Annotated in this window: 21 protein-coding genes; all 21 read right to left on the reverse strand. The window is 46.5% G+C overall.

Translation table 11 applies throughout. The features are described 5' to 3' along the window. Window positions 1-8 precede the first annotated feature (8 nt). A complete protein-coding gene (gene fliE, locus B3S86_RS08235; RefSeq protein WP_035406973.1) occupies window positions 9-296 on the reverse strand; it encodes a flagellar hook-basal body complex protein FliE in 288 nt (95 codons plus the stop codon). A 17-nt stretch (window positions 297-313) separates the two neighbouring features. Continuing rightward, window positions 314-712, reverse strand: coding sequence for a flagellar basal body rod protein FlgC (flgC, locus tag B3S86_RS08240; protein WP_035406970.1), 399 nt, complete (start codon window positions 710-712; stop codon window positions 314-316). A gap of 3 nt (window positions 713-715) precedes the next feature. Further along, window positions 716-1,078, reverse strand: a complete 363-nt coding sequence (gene flgB, locus B3S86_RS08245) for a flagellar basal body rod protein FlgB (RefSeq protein ID WP_035406967.1) — start codon at window positions 1,076-1,078, stop codon at window positions 716-718. A gap of 251 nt (window positions 1,079-1,329) precedes the next feature. Continuing rightward, window positions 1,330-2,109: a GTP-sensing pleiotropic transcriptional regulator CodY gene (gene codY / locus B3S86_RS08250; RefSeq protein WP_023468725.1), complete on the reverse strand. Its 780-nt coding sequence runs from the start codon at window positions 2,107-2,109 to the stop codon at window positions 1,330-1,332. A gap of 16 nt (window positions 2,110-2,125) precedes the next feature. Beyond that, window positions 2,126-3,499, reverse strand: coding sequence for an ATP-dependent protease ATPase subunit HslU (gene hslU / locus B3S86_RS08255; protein WP_035406964.1), 1,374 nt, complete (start codon window positions 3,497-3,499; stop codon window positions 2,126-2,128). Further along, window positions 3,492-4,043, reverse strand: a complete 552-nt coding sequence (gene hslV, locus B3S86_RS08260) for an ATP-dependent protease subunit HslV (RefSeq protein WP_023468727.1) — start codon at window positions 4,041-4,043, stop codon at window positions 3,492-3,494. Before hslV ends, hslU begins: the two co-directional genes overlap by 8 nt. A gap of 14 nt (window positions 4,044-4,057) precedes the next feature. Next, window positions 4,058-4,963, reverse strand: a complete 906-nt coding sequence (locus B3S86_RS08265; RefSeq protein WP_231496840.1) for a tyrosine recombinase XerC — start codon at window positions 4,961-4,963, stop codon at window positions 4,058-4,060. A gap of 145 nt (window positions 4,964-5,108) precedes the next feature. Beyond that, window positions 5,109-6,413 (reverse strand): FADH(2)-oxidizing methylenetetrahydrofolate--tRNA-(uracil(54)-C(5))-methyltransferase TrmFO, encoded by a 1,305-nt coding sequence (gene trmFO / locus B3S86_RS08270; RefSeq protein ID WP_290751400.1) that lies wholly within the window; start codon window positions 6,411-6,413, stop codon window positions 5,109-5,111. A gap of 3 nt (window positions 6,414-6,416) precedes the next feature. Then, window positions 6,417-8,513: a type I DNA topoisomerase gene (gene topA / locus B3S86_RS08275; RefSeq protein ID WP_035406961.1), complete on the reverse strand. Its 2,097-nt coding sequence runs from the start codon at window positions 8,511-8,513 to the stop codon at window positions 6,417-6,419. A 48-nt stretch (window positions 8,514-8,561) separates the two neighbouring features. Continuing rightward, window positions 8,562-9,389, reverse strand: a complete 828-nt coding sequence (dprA, locus tag B3S86_RS08280) for a DNA-processing protein DprA (protein WP_035406959.1) — start codon at window positions 9,387-9,389, stop codon at window positions 8,562-8,564. 82 nt (window positions 9,390-9,471) lie between these two features. Next, on the reverse strand, window positions 9,472-10,389 hold the full coding sequence (gene sucD / locus B3S86_RS08285; protein WP_035406957.1) for a succinate--CoA ligase subunit alpha: 918 nt from the start codon (window positions 10,387-10,389) through the stop codon (window positions 9,472-9,474). Between the two features lie 13 nt (window positions 10,390-10,402). After that, complete coding sequence (gene sucC / locus B3S86_RS08290) at window positions 10,403-11,563, reverse strand: ADP-forming succinate--CoA ligase subunit beta (protein ID WP_023468732.1); 1,161 nt, start codon at window positions 11,561-11,563, stop codon at window positions 10,403-10,405. A gap of 87 nt (window positions 11,564-11,650) precedes the next feature. After that, the gene (locus B3S86_RS08295) at window positions 11,651-11,911 is read right to left on the reverse strand and encodes an EscU/YscU/HrcU family type III secretion system export apparatus switch protein (RefSeq protein WP_035406955.1); all 261 of its coding nucleotides are present in this window, start codon (window positions 11,909-11,911) and stop codon (window positions 11,651-11,653) included. Continuing rightward, entirely contained in the window at window positions 11,908-12,774 is an 867-nt protein-coding gene (locus tag B3S86_RS08300) for a flagellar hook-length control protein FliK (protein ID WP_290751410.1), read from the reverse strand. Before B3S86_RS08300 ends, B3S86_RS08295 begins: the two co-directional genes overlap by 4 nt. Window positions 12,775-12,786: 12 nt before the next feature. Next, window positions 12,787-13,539 carry a ribonuclease HII gene (locus B3S86_RS08305; protein WP_290751413.1) on the reverse strand — a complete coding sequence of 251 codons (753 nt, stop codon included), beginning with the start codon at window positions 13,537-13,539 and terminating at the stop codon, window positions 12,787-12,789. A gap of 51 nt (window positions 13,540-13,590) precedes the next feature. Beyond that, window positions 13,591-14,454: a ribosome biogenesis GTPase YlqF gene (gene ylqF / locus B3S86_RS08310; RefSeq protein WP_035409511.1), complete on the reverse strand. Its 864-nt coding sequence runs from the start codon at window positions 14,452-14,454 to the stop codon at window positions 13,591-13,593. A 147-nt stretch (window positions 14,455-14,601) separates the two neighbouring features. Then, window positions 14,602-15,141, reverse strand: a complete 540-nt coding sequence (lepB, locus tag B3S86_RS08315) for a signal peptidase I (RefSeq protein ID WP_035406947.1) — start codon at window positions 15,139-15,141, stop codon at window positions 14,602-14,604. A gap of 104 nt (window positions 15,142-15,245) precedes the next feature. Continuing rightward, window positions 15,246-15,599, reverse strand: coding sequence for a 50S ribosomal protein L19 (gene rplS, locus B3S86_RS08320; protein ID WP_023468738.1), 354 nt, complete (start codon window positions 15,597-15,599; stop codon window positions 15,246-15,248). Between the two features lie 112 nt (window positions 15,600-15,711). Then, entirely contained in the window at window positions 15,712-16,440 is a 729-nt protein-coding gene (gene trmD, locus B3S86_RS08325; RefSeq protein ID WP_290751418.1) for a tRNA (guanosine(37)-N1)-methyltransferase TrmD, read from the reverse strand. Beyond that, a complete protein-coding gene (gene rimM / locus B3S86_RS08330) occupies window positions 16,437-16,946 on the reverse strand; it encodes a ribosome maturation factor RimM (RefSeq protein ID WP_290751421.1) in 510 nt (169 codons plus the stop codon). The genes trmD and rimM overlap by 4 nt, the downstream gene beginning before the upstream one ends. A 62-nt stretch (window positions 16,947-17,008) precedes the next feature. Then, window positions 17,009-17,284, reverse strand: a complete 276-nt coding sequence (gene rpsP, locus B3S86_RS08335) for a 30S ribosomal protein S16 (RefSeq protein ID WP_023468741.1) — start codon at window positions 17,282-17,284, stop codon at window positions 17,009-17,011. Window positions 17,285-17,371 lie beyond the last annotated feature (87 nt).

Consider the following 17,371-nt stretch of genomic DNA (forward strand, 5'->3'; position numbering starts at 1 on the left):
CTTAACAGTCACAGTTGCATACGCATCATTTCTTGGTATGCTTCGATGCCTTTGTTTCGGACTTCAAGGGCGAGTTGCATAGAAAGCGATGCCTCTTCTGTTTTAATCATGATGTTATGTAGATCCGTCGTCTTCCCTGTCGCTAGGTCGACACGCGCTTGAGATGAGGCTTGCTGTGTTGCATTCAGTCCGTTCATCGCCTCGCTGAGCACCTCACTGAAATCACTTGGTGTCGTCTTCGCGATTGTCTGAGTGGGTAAGACCATTTGCATGTTTTGAATAGGTTGAATTGCCATCCCGTCATCTCCTCTATTTATTTACCGATCTCCATCGCTTTGACGAGCATCGCTTTTGTTGCATTTAAGGCCGTTACGTTCGCTTCGTAAGAACGTGTCGCTCCCATCATGTCGACCATTTCTTTCAATAGATCGACATTCGGCATCTTGACGTATCCAAGTTCATCCGCATCTGGATGCGTCGGATTATATTCTAATTTGAATGGTTCAGGATCTTTCTTCAATTCGCTGACCGTGACCCCATTAGCAGTTTCTTTTAAAACAGCAAGTTTCCTTGCATAGGGTTGCCATTGACCGTTGACAAGCTCACCACGTGTCGTTTGAGCATTGGCGATGTTTGCTGAGACAGTATCCAGTCGTAAACGCTGGGCAGTAAGCCCAGACGCAGATGTATGAAAGCCATTGAACATACTCATCGATTATTTTCCTCCCCGGATGACAGACTGGATACCCGAGAACTTACGATTTAATTGCTCCACGAGCGCCTCATACTCAATTTGATTGCGTGATAATTCAGACATCTCAAGATCGATATCGACACCGTTTCCATCATTACGCATCGTATTTGGTCGATCGACGATACTACCGGTCGTTCCGATTGTTGCATGACGTTTCAGGCTCATCTTCATCTCTGAATCGAGAACATCTCCAAACGCCACTCGCTTCGCCTTATAACCCGGTGTATCGACATTCGCGATATTTTTAGCAATAACTTCTTGTGCCATGACCGTTCGATTGACGGCTTGCGTCATCAAACTGTAGTCAGACCCTAACCAATTCATGTTCTTTCCTCCACTCATGGAACTAGTATTCGAATTTGCGACAAATATTAAGTCATTAGTAACACATCTGAAATAATTGAAACAAATAGGTCAATGTTTGAAAAGAAGTTTTTTGAAAAATAGGGTAATGAGATGCTAATATTCTGTTTTTTATTCCCTTTTCTTATAAAAATGATAAATAATACCTAGTCAAACAAAAGAGACCTAGTACTTTACTAGGTCTCTTATTTATTAATATCCATTTTCTATTTTTAGTTTGATTTAATTCGCTCTAATTCATATAGGAAGTTATCATTTAAGATTTTAATATACGTTCCCTTCATACCAAGCGAACGTGACTCGATGACTCCTGCACTTTCGAGTTTACGAAGTGCATTGACGATAACAGAACGCGTAATACCAACACGATCGGCAATTTTTGAAGCGACAAGTAGTCCTTCATTACCCTCGAGTTCTTCGAAGATATGTTCGATTGCTTCGAGTTCTGAATAAGATAACGAATTGATCGCCATCTGAACGACTGCTTTCTTACGTGCCTTGTCTTCCGCTTCATGAGCCTTCTCACGAAGGATTTCCATCCCAACGACTGTCGCCCCATACTCTGCAAGCACGAGATCTTCTTCGTTGAAATCTTCTACCATACGGCCTAGGACAAGCGTACCAAGGCGTTCTCCACCACCGATGATTGGTACGATCGTCGTTTTCGACGTTTCGAACGTATCACGGTTGTCGACTGGGAATGCCGTGTGTTCGCTATCGATGGCAATGTTTGCTGTCGTTTCAGTGACGTTAAATAATTTTTTCGTGTAATCTTCCGGGAATTGGCGTTCTTCCAAGAAACCACGGACCCGGTCATTTTCGATTTGTTGCTTAATTGCGATACCTAGTAACTTACCGCGTCGACTTACGATGAATGTGTTCGATTCCATGACTTCGCTGAGCCGATCAGCCATGACCTTGAAATCAACATGTGTGCTTGCTTCTTGTTGTAACATCGTATTCAGCTTCCGCGTTTTCGCCAATAAATTCATTTTTTCTTCCTCCACTTTATAAGATGAACTGACTTAAGTCTCGATCATCTGCTACTTTTCCAACACGATCCGTCACGTATTGTGGCGTGATCGTTACATCCGTTTCAGGCATGTCTGCTGCTTCGAAGGATAATTCTTCAAGTACGCGCTCCATGATCGTATACAAGCGCCGCGCTCCGATATTATCCGTCTCATCGTTTACCTGTGCAGCAATCCGTGCAATTTCACGAATGGCCTCTTCTGTAAAGGTGACATGAACGTGCTCTGCCCCTAGTAATGCTTTATATTGTTTGAGTAATGCTTGATTCGGTTCAGTTAAAATTTTAACAAAGTCATCTTCCGTCAAACTGTCGAGTTCGACACGGATCGGGAAACGACCTTGGAGTTCAGGAATTAGATCAGACGGTTTCGCCATATGGAATGCACCGGCAGCGATAAACAAGATATGATCCGTCTTGACTGGTCCATATTTCGTGACGATCGTCGATCCCTCAACGATCGGCAAAATATCTCGTTGAACACCTTCTCGTGAAACACCTGCTGAATCATGTCCCTTTGTCGCAATCTTATCAATCTCATCAACGAAAATGATGCCCATTTGTTCTGCACGGCGGACCGCTTCGTCATGAACTTCATTTAAGTCAAGCAATCGTTCCGCTTCTTCTGCGGTCAAAATCGGACGTGCTTCTTTAACCGTGAGCTGGCGCTTCTTCGTTTTCTTCGGCATGACTTGTCCAAGCATATCCTGAAGATTTGCGAGCCCCTCCATGCCTTGTTGTCCGGAGAATAAATCAACTTGACGTTCTTCAACATCGACCTCGATCATTCGATCTTCGAGTTGACCTGTCAGCAATTGCTGACGGAGTAGCGAACGATCAGCTGTTGCTTCCGATGTATCTGGCTCTTGTTGCTTTTGGTTCCCACCGAACAACATCTCAAACGGATTCGTTCCACCACCGAGACCAGATGACGCTTTTTTGCCAGACAACGCATCAACGATTCGTTCGTTCGCCACTGCCTCCGCCCGATCTTTAAGCGCTTCTTTTTTCTCATCTTTGACAAGACGTAGAGACGCTTCCACAAGATCTCGTACCATCGATTCTACGTCGCGACCGACATATCCTACTTCCGTGAACTTCGTCGCTTCGATTTTGACGAACGGCGCTCGGACGAGTTTCGCGAGACGTCGCGCAATCTCTGTTTTTCCGACACCGGTAGGTCCGATCATCAGGATATTTTTTGGCGTGACTTCATCCCGCATCGATGCATCGAGTAATTGTCGACGGTATCGATTACGTAAAGCGATCGCCACCGCACGTTTAGCATCAGCTTGTCCGATGACATGTTCATTCAACTTCTCGACGATTTGTCTTGGCGTCAATTCATGCATGGTCATTGCCTCCGATCGTTTCTAAGATGATTTGATCGTTCGTAAAGACACAGAGTTCTCCAGCCGTCTCAAGCGCCGCACGAGCGATTTCTTCTGCCGTGAGATGACTTGCGTGTCGAGCTAACGCGCGACCTGCAGCAAGCGCATAATTACCACCTGAACCGATCGCAAGAATGCCGTCATCCGGTTCGATGACTTCTCCGTTTCCGGATACAAGTAACAGATGTGTTCCATCCATGACGAGTAAGAGTGCTTCTAGTTGACGCAACATCTTATCGCCTCGCCATTCCTTCGCCAGTTCAACAGCTGCCCGTTGTAAGTTCCCGTTATACATTTCAAGCTTCGCTTCGAATTTTTCAAAGAGTGTAAACGCGTCCGCGACACTTCCAGCAAATCCGGCAATGACTTTGCCACCATAGAGGCGCCGTACTTTTTTCGCACTTTTCTTCATGATGACTTGGTTTCCGAAAGTCACCTGTCCGTCTCCACTCATCGCGGATTGTCCGTTATGTTGAATCGCAAAAATCGTCGTTGCATGAAACATCAATGTTTCCTCCCTTAGGCACGAGGATGTGCTTGTTGATAAACATGTCGTAATCGTTCCGTTGTTACGTGTGTATACTGACCGGTCGTCGAAAGAGATGCATGTCCAAGTAGCTCCTGGACCGCTCGCAAATCGGCTCCTCTTTCTAGCAAATCCGTCGCGAAACTATGACGAAGCGCATGGGGTGTCACATGTTTCCCAACGAGTTGTTCTCCTTTTTTCATGATTTTCCGAATCGCATCCGTCGTCAATCGACGTCCTGAATGAGACAAGAACAATGCTTGCTCATGACCTGCAACTGGATCTCGTGATGGTAAGTACAGTTCTAATGCATCTTTCGCAAAGGTTCCAATTGGCGCAATGCGCTCTTTCCCACCTTTTCCATACACATGGACGTAGGAATGATCAGTTGCGAGATCACGAAGATCCAGTTGAACGACCTCGCTGACTCGCATACCCGTCGCATATAAAAGTTCCACTAACGCGACATTCCGGTTACCAAGCGTATCACTCGATCGAAATGCATCGAGGAAACGTTCATATTCCGTTGGGACAAGGAATGTCGGAAGTCCTTGTTGTCGTTTTGGTGCTTTTAATCCATCAAATGGATTAGGTTCATCGGTGTCACGTGTCAAAAAACGACCAAATTGTTTGAGGCAGGAAACTTTTTGCGCAATCGTTGCTCGCGCCAGCTCCTGATCGTAAAGAGCATACAAATAACGCCGTGCACTTGCCAATTCAATCGATCGTAATTGATGATCGCGGCAAAAAGCGGCGTATTGTCGAAGTGTTTGATCATAAGAGCGACCTGTATTCGGAGATAATTGACGTTCAATATGAACATACCGCATGAAATCTTCTAGCAGTCGCTCAAAAGCAGTGTCTATCCCCATGAATGCGCCCCCTTCTGACCATTTCATTCTCGAATCGCCCTTAGCATAGCACAGACCAAGTAGTCTGACAATAGACCAAAAACCGAAAAATTAACGAAATTATCACGCTTTTATGACAAATTAAGAAATGGGGAGAAAGAGCGCTGAATCACGCCTTTCTCCCCATCAACAATCACATATCCGTGAAATCTTTGATCGCTTCAAGCGCTCGCTCTGCATAGAGCGCATACTTCTCTGGTTTTTTCATCCGAACCGGGTGACCGACAAGTGCCGGAACCAAACCGAAGTTGGCATTCATTGGCTGGAAATTTTTCCCCTCCGTCGTCGTGATGTAATGCGACATTGCACCCATCATCGTCTCTTGCGGGAATGTAACCAGTTCTGCCTCGTTAACAAGACGCGCCGCATTGATTCCGGCAGTCAAGCCGGATGCTGCTGACTCGACGTATCCTTCGACCCCTGTCATTTGACCAGCAAAGAACAAGTCGTCACGCGTACGTGTTTGATAAGTCGGTTTCAACAAGTTCGGTGAGTTGACGAACGTGTTCCGATGCATAACACCATAACGGACGATTTCTGCATTTTCAAGACCTGGAATCAAACGAATGATCCGCTTTTGTTCGCCCCATTTTAAATGTGTCTGGAAGCCGACGAGATTAAACAGTGTCCCTGCTGAATTGTCTTGACGCAGTTGAACGACAGCATATGGTCGTTTTCCTGTTTTCGGATCTTCGAGTCCGACTGGCTTCATTGGTCCGAATAAGAGCGTTTTCGGACCACGAGAAGCGAGTACTTCAAAAGGCATGCATCCTTCGAAGTAAATCTCTTTTTCGAATTCCTTCAACGGAACGACTTCCGCATTGATTAGCTCGTCATAGAAGAGTTGGAATTCTTCTTCCGTCATTGGGCAATTCAAGTAGGCAGCTTCCCCTTTATCGTAACGCGATTTTAGGTACACCTTCTCACGATCGATTGTATCCCCGTCGAGAATCGGTGCCGCTGCATCGAAGAAGTACAGGTAATCTTCGCCTGTGAATTGTTTAAGTGATTCCGATAATGCCGCACTCGTCAACGGACCCGTCGCAACGATCGTCGGACCATCTGGAATCGCTTCGATTTCTTCATGGTGGACTGTAACGTTCGGATGGTTTTTCAACGTTTCCGTCACGTATCCTGCAAAGTCATGCCGATCGACAGCAAGTGCTCCACCTGCTGGGACGCTCGCTAAGTCTGCCGCCTTCATGATCAAGGAATCGAGCTGACGCATTTCTTCCTTTAATACACCGACTGCGTTCGTCAGCTGATTTGCCCGAAGTGAGTTCGAACAGACGAGTTCTGCGAATTGGTCTGTATGGTGCGCGGGTGTCTGTTTGACTGGCCGCATTTCATATAAATCTACTTGTACGCCGCGTTTTGCAAGTTGCCATGCTGCTTCAGAACCTGCAAGTCCCGCGCCGATTACCGTTACACGTTTCAACGGTCATTCCTCCTCTTGCTCCTGATCGATGCGTGTTTCATGATGTCCACAAGATGTACATTCTACTTTCACACCGTTCTTGATTTTCTTTTGTACCATCATACTGCTACATACCGGACATGGTTCTTCGACCGGTTTATCCCACGAAACGAACTCACATTCCGGATAGTTCGAACAACCGTAGAACAAACGTCCTTTTTTACTTCGTCGTTCGACGATATCGCCCGTTCCACATGTCGGACACTTCACACCAATCTCGACTTGGATCGGTTTCGTGTTACGACACTCTGGGAAATTCGAGCACGCCATGAACTTACCATAACGTCCCATCTTTATGACCATCGGATGACCGCAGACTTCACAATCTTCTCCAGCTGGTTCATCTTTGATTTCAATCTTCTCGATCTCTGCTTCCGCTCGTGTCAGACGTTTCGCAAAGGATTTATAGATTGGATCGACGACTTCCGTCCACTGCATGTCGCCTTTTTCGATCGCATCGAGTAAAGCTTCCATGTCTGCCGTGAACTGGACAGTGATGAACTCTTGGAAATAGTCGCTGATCATATCGATGACGAGTTCACCAAGTTCCGTTGGTAAGAATTTCTTCTCTTCAAGCGTCACGTAACCCCGTTTTTGAATCGTATCAAGTGTCGGCGCATACGTCGACGGACGACCAATTCCGAGTTCTTCCATCGCCCGGACAAGACGCGCTTCCGTATAACGTGGTGGTGGTTGAGTAAAGTGTTGCTTCGGTTCGATTGCTGATTGTTTCAACTCTTCCCCTTTATCAAGTGGAGGAAGTAATCCTTCCTTGACGTCGGTGACGGCCTCATCATCGGTATCTTCGATGTAAACCTTCATGAAGCCTGGGAATTTAACAGTTGATCCGTTCGCACGGAACATAACATCGTTCGAGACAAGGTCGATTTTGACGGTATCGAGAATTGCTGGCGCCATCTGACTTGCGACGAATCGTTCCCAGATCAGTTTATATAAACGGAATTGGTCACGCGATAGATACGATTTAACGAGTTGTGGTTCACGCATTGTCGAAGTCGGGCGAACCGCTTCGTGCGCATCCTGTGAGTTCGCTGATTTTTTTTCTTTGCGTTTTTCACTTGCGATGTATTCTTTTCCATACGCCTGCTCGATGAACCCGTGTGCTTCGAGGTTCGCCGATTCAGACGTCCGTGTTGAATCGGTACGCATATACGTGATCAAACCGACCGTACCTTCTTTTCCGATCTCGATTCCTTCGTATAGCTGTTGTGCGATCATCATTGTCTTCTTCGCTCGGAAATTCAGTTTACGTGCTGCTTCCTGTTGCAAAGAACTAGTCGTAAACGGTAACGCTGGATTCCGTTTCCGCTCTTTTTTCGTGACGGAATCAACTGTGAAGTCTTCTGAGAGTTGATTCAAGATTTGATCGACTTCTTCTTGCGAATGAAGTTCACGTTTCTTACCATCCACTCCGTAGAAGTTTGCTTCGAGCTTTTCACCGTTTGCATCGAGTTCGAGTTTGATCGTCCAGTATTCTTCTGGCATGAACGCATTGATTTCTTGTTCCCGGTCGATAATCATCTTAACGGCAACCGATTGTACACGTCCTGCAGATAAACCTTTTTTGATCTTCTTCCATAATAACGGACTCATGCTATAACCAACAAGGCGGTCCAAGATACGACGTGCTTGCTGTGCATCCACAAGATCATAATTGAGCTTGCGTGGTCGCTTGAACGAATCCTTGATGGCATCTTTCGTGATTTCATTGAAAACGACGCGGCACTCTGTTGATTCATCAACGCCTAATGCTTTGGCTAAATGCCATGCGATCGCTTCCCCTTCACGGTCGGGGTCGGCTGCGAGATAGATTTTTTGTGCTTTTTTCGCAGCTGTCTTGAGTTCTTTTAAGACCGGACCTTTACCACGGATCGTGATATATTTCGGTTCATAGTCATGTTCGACGTCGACTCCCATTTGGCTTTTCGGCAAGTCAATGACGTGCCCCATCGACGCTTTCACGGTATAGTTGGATCCGAGATAACGTTTAATGGTTTTTGCCTTAGCGGGTGACTCGACGATTACTAGATATTTTGCCATTGCAATCGCTCCCTATTAGAGGCGTACTCCGTATTTTAATCTCACTTATCATAGTAGTCTCGATTCCCATTTGTCAACGTTCAGCCGAATAGTTTTTGAAACTTCTTCCGGATCAAGGAGTGGAATCGCTCCTTCTGCGATCAATTGATTCGTTCCGGCAAAGAACGTTTCAGTCGGACACCCCGGTAAACAATAGACATCTTTTCCTTGATCAAGCGCGTGACTTGCTGTGTTCATCGTACCACTTCGTTTTGCTGCCTCGACGATGATCAACGACGAGGACAAGCCGGCAATAATCCGATTTCGTTCTAGAAATTGAAATTTTTGAATGGGTGTGCCAGGTGGATATTCGGAGAGAAGAAGACCATTCGAGAAGATACGTTCAAAAAGAGCAGCATGGGAAGTAGGATATAGACGATCAAGTCCGCCGGCCAGAACCGCAATCGTTGTCTGTTGATGTTTTAAGGATAGACGATGGACGAGGGCATCGATGCCATATGCGCCTCCGGAAACGGTGGCGAGATCTGGATGAAAGAAGGGTTGTAGAAAATGCATGCGGGAAAGGTGTTGCGGTGAGGGAGTTCGACTACCGATGATACTGATGCGTGGAAGAGTTAGGCGGGACGGATCACCGCGGTAAAAGAGGGCATAGATAGGTTGAGGAATCGTCAGTAGTACGGTTGGAAACAGTGGATCTCCTTTAACTAGAATCGACTCTTCGATCCGATCAAGTTGCAGTGCTTGTTCATATCGTTTTCGAAGCCGATTTGAAACGGGTAATTCATGACTTGGAACGATTCCGAACCGTTCAATCAATTGAACAATCGGATACGGTACCTGACACATGGCGAAGCGGACATACAGTTCTCGATTCATGAGATCAACGCTCCTTCTTTAAGCTTCTTATTTATATAGAAGAAAGCCGTCCTGATTTGATCAGGACAGCTCTTTTTTTGATTTATTTGACTGTGCTGTTCGTCACGCACTCGTCATAGATCCCTGCTTCTTTGATGACACGGATTAACGTCTCACCAATGACAGCTGGTGTTTCTGCCACTTCAATTCCGTTTGCACGGAGTGTCTTGATTTTTTCAGCAGCTGTTCCTTTACCGCCGGAAATGATCGCACCTGCGTGACCCATCCGTTTACCGGCAGGAGCCGTTTGACCACCAATGAAACCGATGACTGGCTTCGTCATGTTCGCTTTGACCCACTCAGCCGCTTCTTCTTCCGCTGTTCCACCGATTTCACCTAACATGATGACGGCTTTTGTTTCTGGATCTTCATTGAACGCTTTTAGTGTATCGATGAAGTCTGTTCCATTGACTGGGTCGCCCCCGATACCGACAGCTGTCGATTGACCGATGCCTGCCGTCGTCAATTGATGAACGGCTTCATACGTCAACGTTCCAGAACGCGAAACGATTCCGACATGTCCCGGTGTATGGATGTATCCTGGCATGATACCAAGTTTTGCGACACCTGGAGTGATGACGCCTGGACAGTTTGGTCCGATAAGACGAACTGGCTTGCCCTCAAGGTAACGTTTTACTTTAACCATATCAAGAACTGGAATACCTTCCGTGATACAGATGATCAATGCGATGTTCGCATCTGCTGCTTCCATGATCGCATCTGCTGCGAATGCTGGTGGCACGTAGATAATCGATGCGTTCGCACCTGTTTTGTCGACCGCTTGTGCGACCGTATCGAAGACAGGAACACCACCAAGTACTTCCGTACCGCCTTTTCCTGGTGTGACACCACCTACGAGGTTTGTTCCGTAGTCGATCATCTGTTCACCATGGAACATCCCTTGATTACCTGTAATCCCTTGAATAATGACTTTCGTCGATTCGTTCACCCAAATACTCATCTTTAGCTCCCCCTTACTTCACGAGCGCAGCAATTTTTTCTGCGCCGTCTGCCATTGATGTAGCTGCTGTAATCGCTAGACCTGAATCTTTGAGAATTTGTTTTCCTGCATCAACATTCGTCCCTTCAAGACGAACGACGAGCGGCAATTCGAGACCGACTTCTTTTGTCGCCGCAACGATACCTTCTGCGATGACGTCACATTTCATGATTCCACCGAAAATGTTAACGAAAATCCCTTTAACGTTCTCATCCGACAAGATCAGTTTGAAGGCTTCTGTTACCTTCTCCTTCGTCGCACCACCACCGACATCAAGGAAGTTCGCAGGATCACCACTGAAGTGTTTGATGATATCCATCGTTGCCATGGCAAGACCAGCACCATTGACGAGGCAGCCGATATTTCCATCGAGCGCGATGTAGTTCAAATCACTCTTCGATGCTTCGACTTCGCGTGGATCTTCTTCTGTTTCATCACGTAACGCCACGATGTCCGCATGACGATATAATGCGTTCGAGTCGAAGTTCAACTTCGCGTCCAGCGCGAGAACTTCGCCATCCTTCGTCGTAACGAGTGGGTTAATTTCTGCGATTGAACAATCCTTGTCGACGAAGAAATTATAAAGTTTCGTGACCATACCGACGAACTTGTTGACGAGCTTCACAGGAACACCCATTGCGAACGCAAGTTTACGCGCTTGGAATCCTTGAAGACCAACTGCAGGATCGACGACTTCTTTAATGATTTTTTCCGGTGTCGCTTCCGCCACCTCTTCGATGTCCATACCACCTTCGCTTGATCCCATGATGACGACACGTCCTGTCACACGATCAAGTACGATTCCAAGATAGTATTCTTTATCAATCGCACAGCCTTCTTCGACGAGAAGACGTTGAACGACTTTTCCTTCGGGACCTGTTTGGTGCGTGACGAGCGTTTTGCCGAGTAACTCCGTCGCATATTCCTTCACTTCTTCTTGCGATTTCGCAAGCTTGACGCCACCTGCTTTACCGCGTCCCCCCGCGTGAATTTGAGCTTTGACGACTTTAATCGGGCCTGACAATTGTTCTGATGCATCGACCGCCTCTTCGACGGTGAAGGCTGCGATTCCGTTTGGTACGGGTACCCCGTACGAACGAAGTAATTCTTTTGCCTGATACTCATGTACATTCATGAAAAAATCCCCCTTAACCCCTTTAGTTTCGGCTCTTTCATTGTAGTTAAAATTGGAAGCGCTGTCTATCGTTATCGACCGAAAGCTTTATTTTTTCAGAATTCCATCTTGATCAAGACGATATAAAAAGGCGAATAATTCGGCAATGACACCGTATAGTTCTTCTGGGATCTGTTCTGATACTTGAACAGCATCCAGTAACGTCATCAGCGTTTCGTCCTGCCGGATCGGAATATCGTGCTTTAATGCCTCTTCTAAAATCCGTTCCGCGATGTGTTCTGATCCCTTAGCGACGACTTTCGGCGCATGCATTTGTTCTTCGTATGATAGAGCAATCGCTTTTTTCATATATGGAGATCCACCCTTCCATTACGCGTCGAGATATCATGTGGTATGCGTTCTTTCGTCTGTTCGACCCAATCGAATCGTGTCAACGCATAGCCCTGTTCCTCGAGTCGTGCTTGAATCTGAGGCGTATAGGCTTGCATGAACGTATTGACGTGTGCGTTTGGATGAAAGACGGAAATCGAAACGTTCCGGTCTACGATCAAGACATCAATTGCGACCTCACCAAGCGTCGGTAATTGTAAGTATAAGACGACCAGGGCATGATTTGGATCAAACGTTCGTTCGAACGGTGCTTCCATCATGAGATCAACATCTTCGAAAGGTCCGAATTGAGGTAATTGAAATAAATATACTCCTTTTCCTACTTCATTTGTTGCTTGAACGAGTTGTTGCGCCAAAATCTGATCACTCGTCTTTCGATCAAGCGATCGACCTGCCTCGTCGCCCTTTGCCAATTGAACGAGTTCAGTAAGAGCGTGTTTTAACTGCTTCGCTTCTCCTTCCGTCACGGGTTGACCGATTTGCCTTAGTAGTTCCCGTGTTTCCGCAGTCGGTACCGTCTGGCGCTGTAAAAAGGAACCGAGTAACTGGGGTAATGCTGATTTTTGCGGGACAGACTCAGTCGAGATGATTTTTAAGACCGGTTGTCCTTCTGCTGAAACGACTTGAAAGCGATACATGCTCCCTTCTTTTAGTTCAGCCGTCGTCCCTGCCGTCAAGACGCGTTGACCGACCTGTAGTTCCATTAATCCGTCCGGCAACAGTTTTAAGACTTTGCCGACGATGTTTGCGCCTTCCCGTAACGGTAAGTTCGCATGATCGATGATTTTAAATGGTAGTAAGGCACGATGTTCGATGTGCATGCTCGATCCCTCCTAGAGACGTTCTTTGACAGGACGGAATGTTTTTCGGTGAATCGGTGTGACGCCCAGTGTATCAAGCGCTTGTAAATGCGTCGCAGTCCCGTAACCTGCGTGAGTTTCAAATCCGTATCCCGGATACTCGATCGCGTATTGTTCCATCATCGCATCTCGTGTCTCTTTTGCGACGACGCTTGCTGCTGCGATGGAGACACTTCTCGCATCTCCTTTGATGAGAGAGAGTTGTGGTGTGTCATCGTCGAGTGTCATTGCATCAACCAGCAAGGCATCAGGTTTGAGTTGACGAACCGCGACTTGCATTGCCCGTTTCGATGCTTGATAGATGTTGATCTCGTCAATTTCAGCTGGTTCGATGATGCCGACCGCAATCTCTGCAACGTCTTGTAGGTGTTTAAATGCCGCTTGTCGTTGTATTTTACTCATTTGTTTTGAATCTGTTAGTCCTGGATGATAGAACCCTTCTGGTAAGATGACAGCTGCCGCGACGACTGGACCAGCAAGCGGTCCCCGTCCCACTTCATCCACTCCGGCAATCCGTCTATATCCTTGCTGATGATACTGTTCTTCGAACGTGAACCGCTCCTTGAAATCGATCCGTTGTTGCTCTTCGAGGGCAAATCGTCGTTCTGTCTGACGAAACAGTGTATGCACCCCTTTTCGCGCGTCCGATGCGAGTTCCTGCTTCAATTGTGAAAACTCCTCGATCGTGATGTCGTGTAGACGTTCCTTTAATTCCGTAATCTTCATCTGTTTCGCTCCTTTGAAAAAAACTTGGACATCAAAGGATGTCCAAGTCCGTTATGCATGCGTTTCCCATTCTTCCACTGTTTCGAGCGTCACACGCCCTAGCTTTTCCGTCCGTAGTTCATGCAGAAGCATTTCACTCGTCCGTTCGAAATCGACGTAGCCACCCGAAACGAATCCGCGCTTTTTACCGATGGCTTCGAGTACATCAACCGCTTCTCCTGATACTTCGTCGAGACGATAACGCTCACGTAACTGCTCTGGATAACGCGTCTTTAGCTCACGAAGGGCAAACAGCGCGATATCGTCGATGTTTAAGATATCATCCTTGATCGCTCCTGTCGCTGCCAACCGATACCCGACGACTTGATCGTCGAACTTCGGCCAGAGGATACCTGGTGTATCGAGTAATTCCATCTCACCTGTCTTCATCTTGATCCATTGCTGGCGTTTCGTCACACCTGGGCGGTCACCCGTGATCGCAATGTTCCGACCGGCGAGTCGATTGATGAGTGTCGACTTCCCAACGTTTGGAATGCCGATGATCAAGGCACGAATCGCACTCGGATTCCGACCTTTCTCCCGCATTCGTGCATGTTTTTCTTTCATTAGTCGTAAAGCACCTTCATGAATTTGATTCAATCCTTTATTGTGCTTCGCGTCGACCGCGACGACATCGACACCATCTGCCCGTAATGCGTGCATCCACTGTTCTGTCACTCGTTTGTCCGCCATATCCGCTTTGTTGAGGACGATCAATCGTGGCTTACCTGCCGTGATTTGTTCGACCATCGGGTTACGGCTCGACATTGGAAGACGTGCATCGACAAGTTCGATCACGACATCGATCAACTTTAATTTTTCTGTAACTTCCCGCCGTGCTTTGGCCATGTGACCGGGGAACCATTGAATCGTCATATCCTTCACCTCGTTCATATATTCCTGGACTTCTTGCTGATCATACGATACTTGAAAAAACATCCACTCTCTAGTATACGCAACTTAAGACAAGAAAAGAAGATGAGGTACTTACTTTTCACGGTAAGCGTCTCATCTTCTTTCGTTTTAATCGACAGAGCGTACATCATTGAATGGATAGAATACGAAGTTCGTCGTTCCGACGATTTGATCCTCATCCACAAAACCGATATCACGACTATCTTTTGAATTTTGACGATTATCTCCCATGACGAATACCTTCCCTTTTGGAACAGTCGTTTTTCCTGTCCGTTCCTCAAGTGTAAAGTCCTCCGTCAATGGAACACCATTCATCTGAGCTTTGTACTCTTTTAAATACGGTTCAGCTACTTTCTTATCGTTGACGTACAACGTATCGTCTTTATAATACATCGTATCTCCCGGAACAGCGATCACTCGTTTGATATAGTCGCGTGTTTCCGTTGCATGAAAGACGACGATATCGCCTCTTTCTGGTTCATTAAAATAATACGGAATCTTATTGACGATCATCCGATCCGCATTGTGTAAGGTCGGCATCATCGATTCCCCATCGACGATGACGGGTACGAACAGGAACGTTCGAATGATGAACGCGATGACAAGCGCTACGACGAGCGCTTTTACCCAACTGAATAACTCCTTCACGAATTCCACTCCCTTGATTAACGCAATTTCTTCCTATGGACTAGTATACGCATAAACAACAAAAAAAAGAAGCTTGTCCGGAGACAAGCCACTTTTTCACATGATTAACGACGAATTTCTTTAATACGCGCCGCTTTACCACGAAGGTTACGGAGGTAGTAAAGTTTCGCACGACGGACTTTACCGTAGCGAACAACTTCGATTTGTGCAACACGTGGTGAGTGGAGCGGGAAAGCACGCTCAACGCCAACTCCGTAAGAAATTTTACGGACTGTGAATGTTTCACTGATGCCGCCACCGTGACGTTTGATGACTACGCCTTCGAAGAGCTGAATACGCTCACGCGTACCCTCGACGACTTTAACGTGTACACGGACTGTATCCCCAGGACGGAACGCAGGGACGTCTGACTTGATTTGTTCTTGTGTAAGTTCACGGAACAATTGTTGTGTGTTCATGAATGATTTCTCCTTTTTTCACCAATGTTCTTATCTTCATTTGCTTTCAGCATCCGACAGCGGAACATCGTTAATGGGTGGCTTTTGCCACATGTTTTAACTTATCATAGATTCAATCGTTTGACAATCCTGAAATCGATTCTAAATAAAGACGATCATCCTCGGTTAATGGAGCATCAGCCAACAGATCCGGACGACGCTCAAATGTCCGCTTCAGCGACTGTTCCCGTCGCCATTTTGCAATCCGGGCATGGTTGCCTGATAACAAGACGTCGGGTACCTGGTATCCGGCATATTCAGCAGGACGTGTATAGTGTGGATATTCAAGAAGTCCCGTCGAAAAGGAATCATCTTCATGACTCTCAGACGCACCGAGGACATCCGGTAAGAGGCGGACGACAGCGTCAATCATTGTCATCGCAGCCAGTTCCCCTCCCGTCAAGACGAAGTCCCCAAGCGAGACCTCATCCGTTACAAGGTGATCATGAATCCGCTGATCAAATCCTTCGTAATGACCACATAGGAAGACCAGTTCTTCTTCTTGTGCCCACTCTTCTGCCATCCGTTGCGAAAAACGTTTACCGGTCGGTGTCATGACGATGATTCGTCGTTTTCGTTCCGGCAGACTCGCCATCGCGTCGAAGACGGGTTGAGGGGTCAACAGCATGCCTGCTCCCCCACCATACGGATAATCATCGACTTTACCATGACGATTCGTCGAGAAGTCTCGAAAATTGATTGTTTCAAGACTGACACGTTCATCATCTTGCGCTCGTTTGACTATTGAATGATCGAGCGCTGAAAACATTTCCGGAAACAGCGTCAACACTCGTATGTTCATTCTTCAATCAATCCTGGAAGCGGTGTGATTTGGATACGTTTTTGCTCGACATCGACGGAAGCAACGACTTGCTCGATATACGGGATCAGGACATCCTTTTTCCCATCGCGTTTGATCGTCCAGACGTCGTTTGCGCCTGTTTCAAGAATGTCGGATACGATTCCGATTTTCGTCTCACCGTCATAAACCGTACAACCGATGATCTCATGATAGTAAAATTCATGCTCGTCTAAGTCTTGCAAATCTTCTGCGTGGACATAGAGTTTCAATCCTTTATACTTCTCGACGTCATTGATATGGTGCATCCCTTTGAACGTCACCATGATGAATTGTTTGTGTTTTCGGTAACCACTGATTGTCACCGGTGTGTACGTTCCGTCAGATCCAAGAAAAACTTCCTTCCCGACTTTAAAGCGTTCCTCCGGAAAATCCGTGCTCGCGAGTAACTTTAATTCACCTTTTAGACCATGTGTATTGGCGATTTTCGCAATTTCCAACCATTCCATTCATTTCACTTCCTTTCTTGAATTAAAAAAAGGAGGTAAGCTTTTGCTCACCTCCTAACGTCTTACTTCGCGAGTTTCGCGTTGTGGAATTTCTCCATGATACCAGCTTGTGAGAAGAGGTTACGAACTGTGTCCGAAGGTTTAGCACCTTCAGAGAGCCATTTAAGAGCTAGCTCTTCGTTGATTTTAACTTCTGCTTCTGGTTTAGCAACTGGATTGTAGTATCCGATTTGCTCGATGAAACGACCATCACGTGGTGCACGTGAGTCTGCTACTACCACACGGTAGAAAGGTGATTTTTTTGCGCCCATGCGCTTAAGACGAATTTTAACTGCCATTCGTAAGTCCCTCCAAATAATAGATGATTTTTTCGTTTAGTCAAATTGACAACTTCATTAGTATACAACGTTACAGCAAAAGAGAAA

This window comes from Exiguobacterium sp. UBA3968, assembly GCF_002385115.1.
GTDB lineage: Bacteria > Bacillota > Bacilli > Exiguobacteriales > Exiguobacteriaceae > Exiguobacterium_A.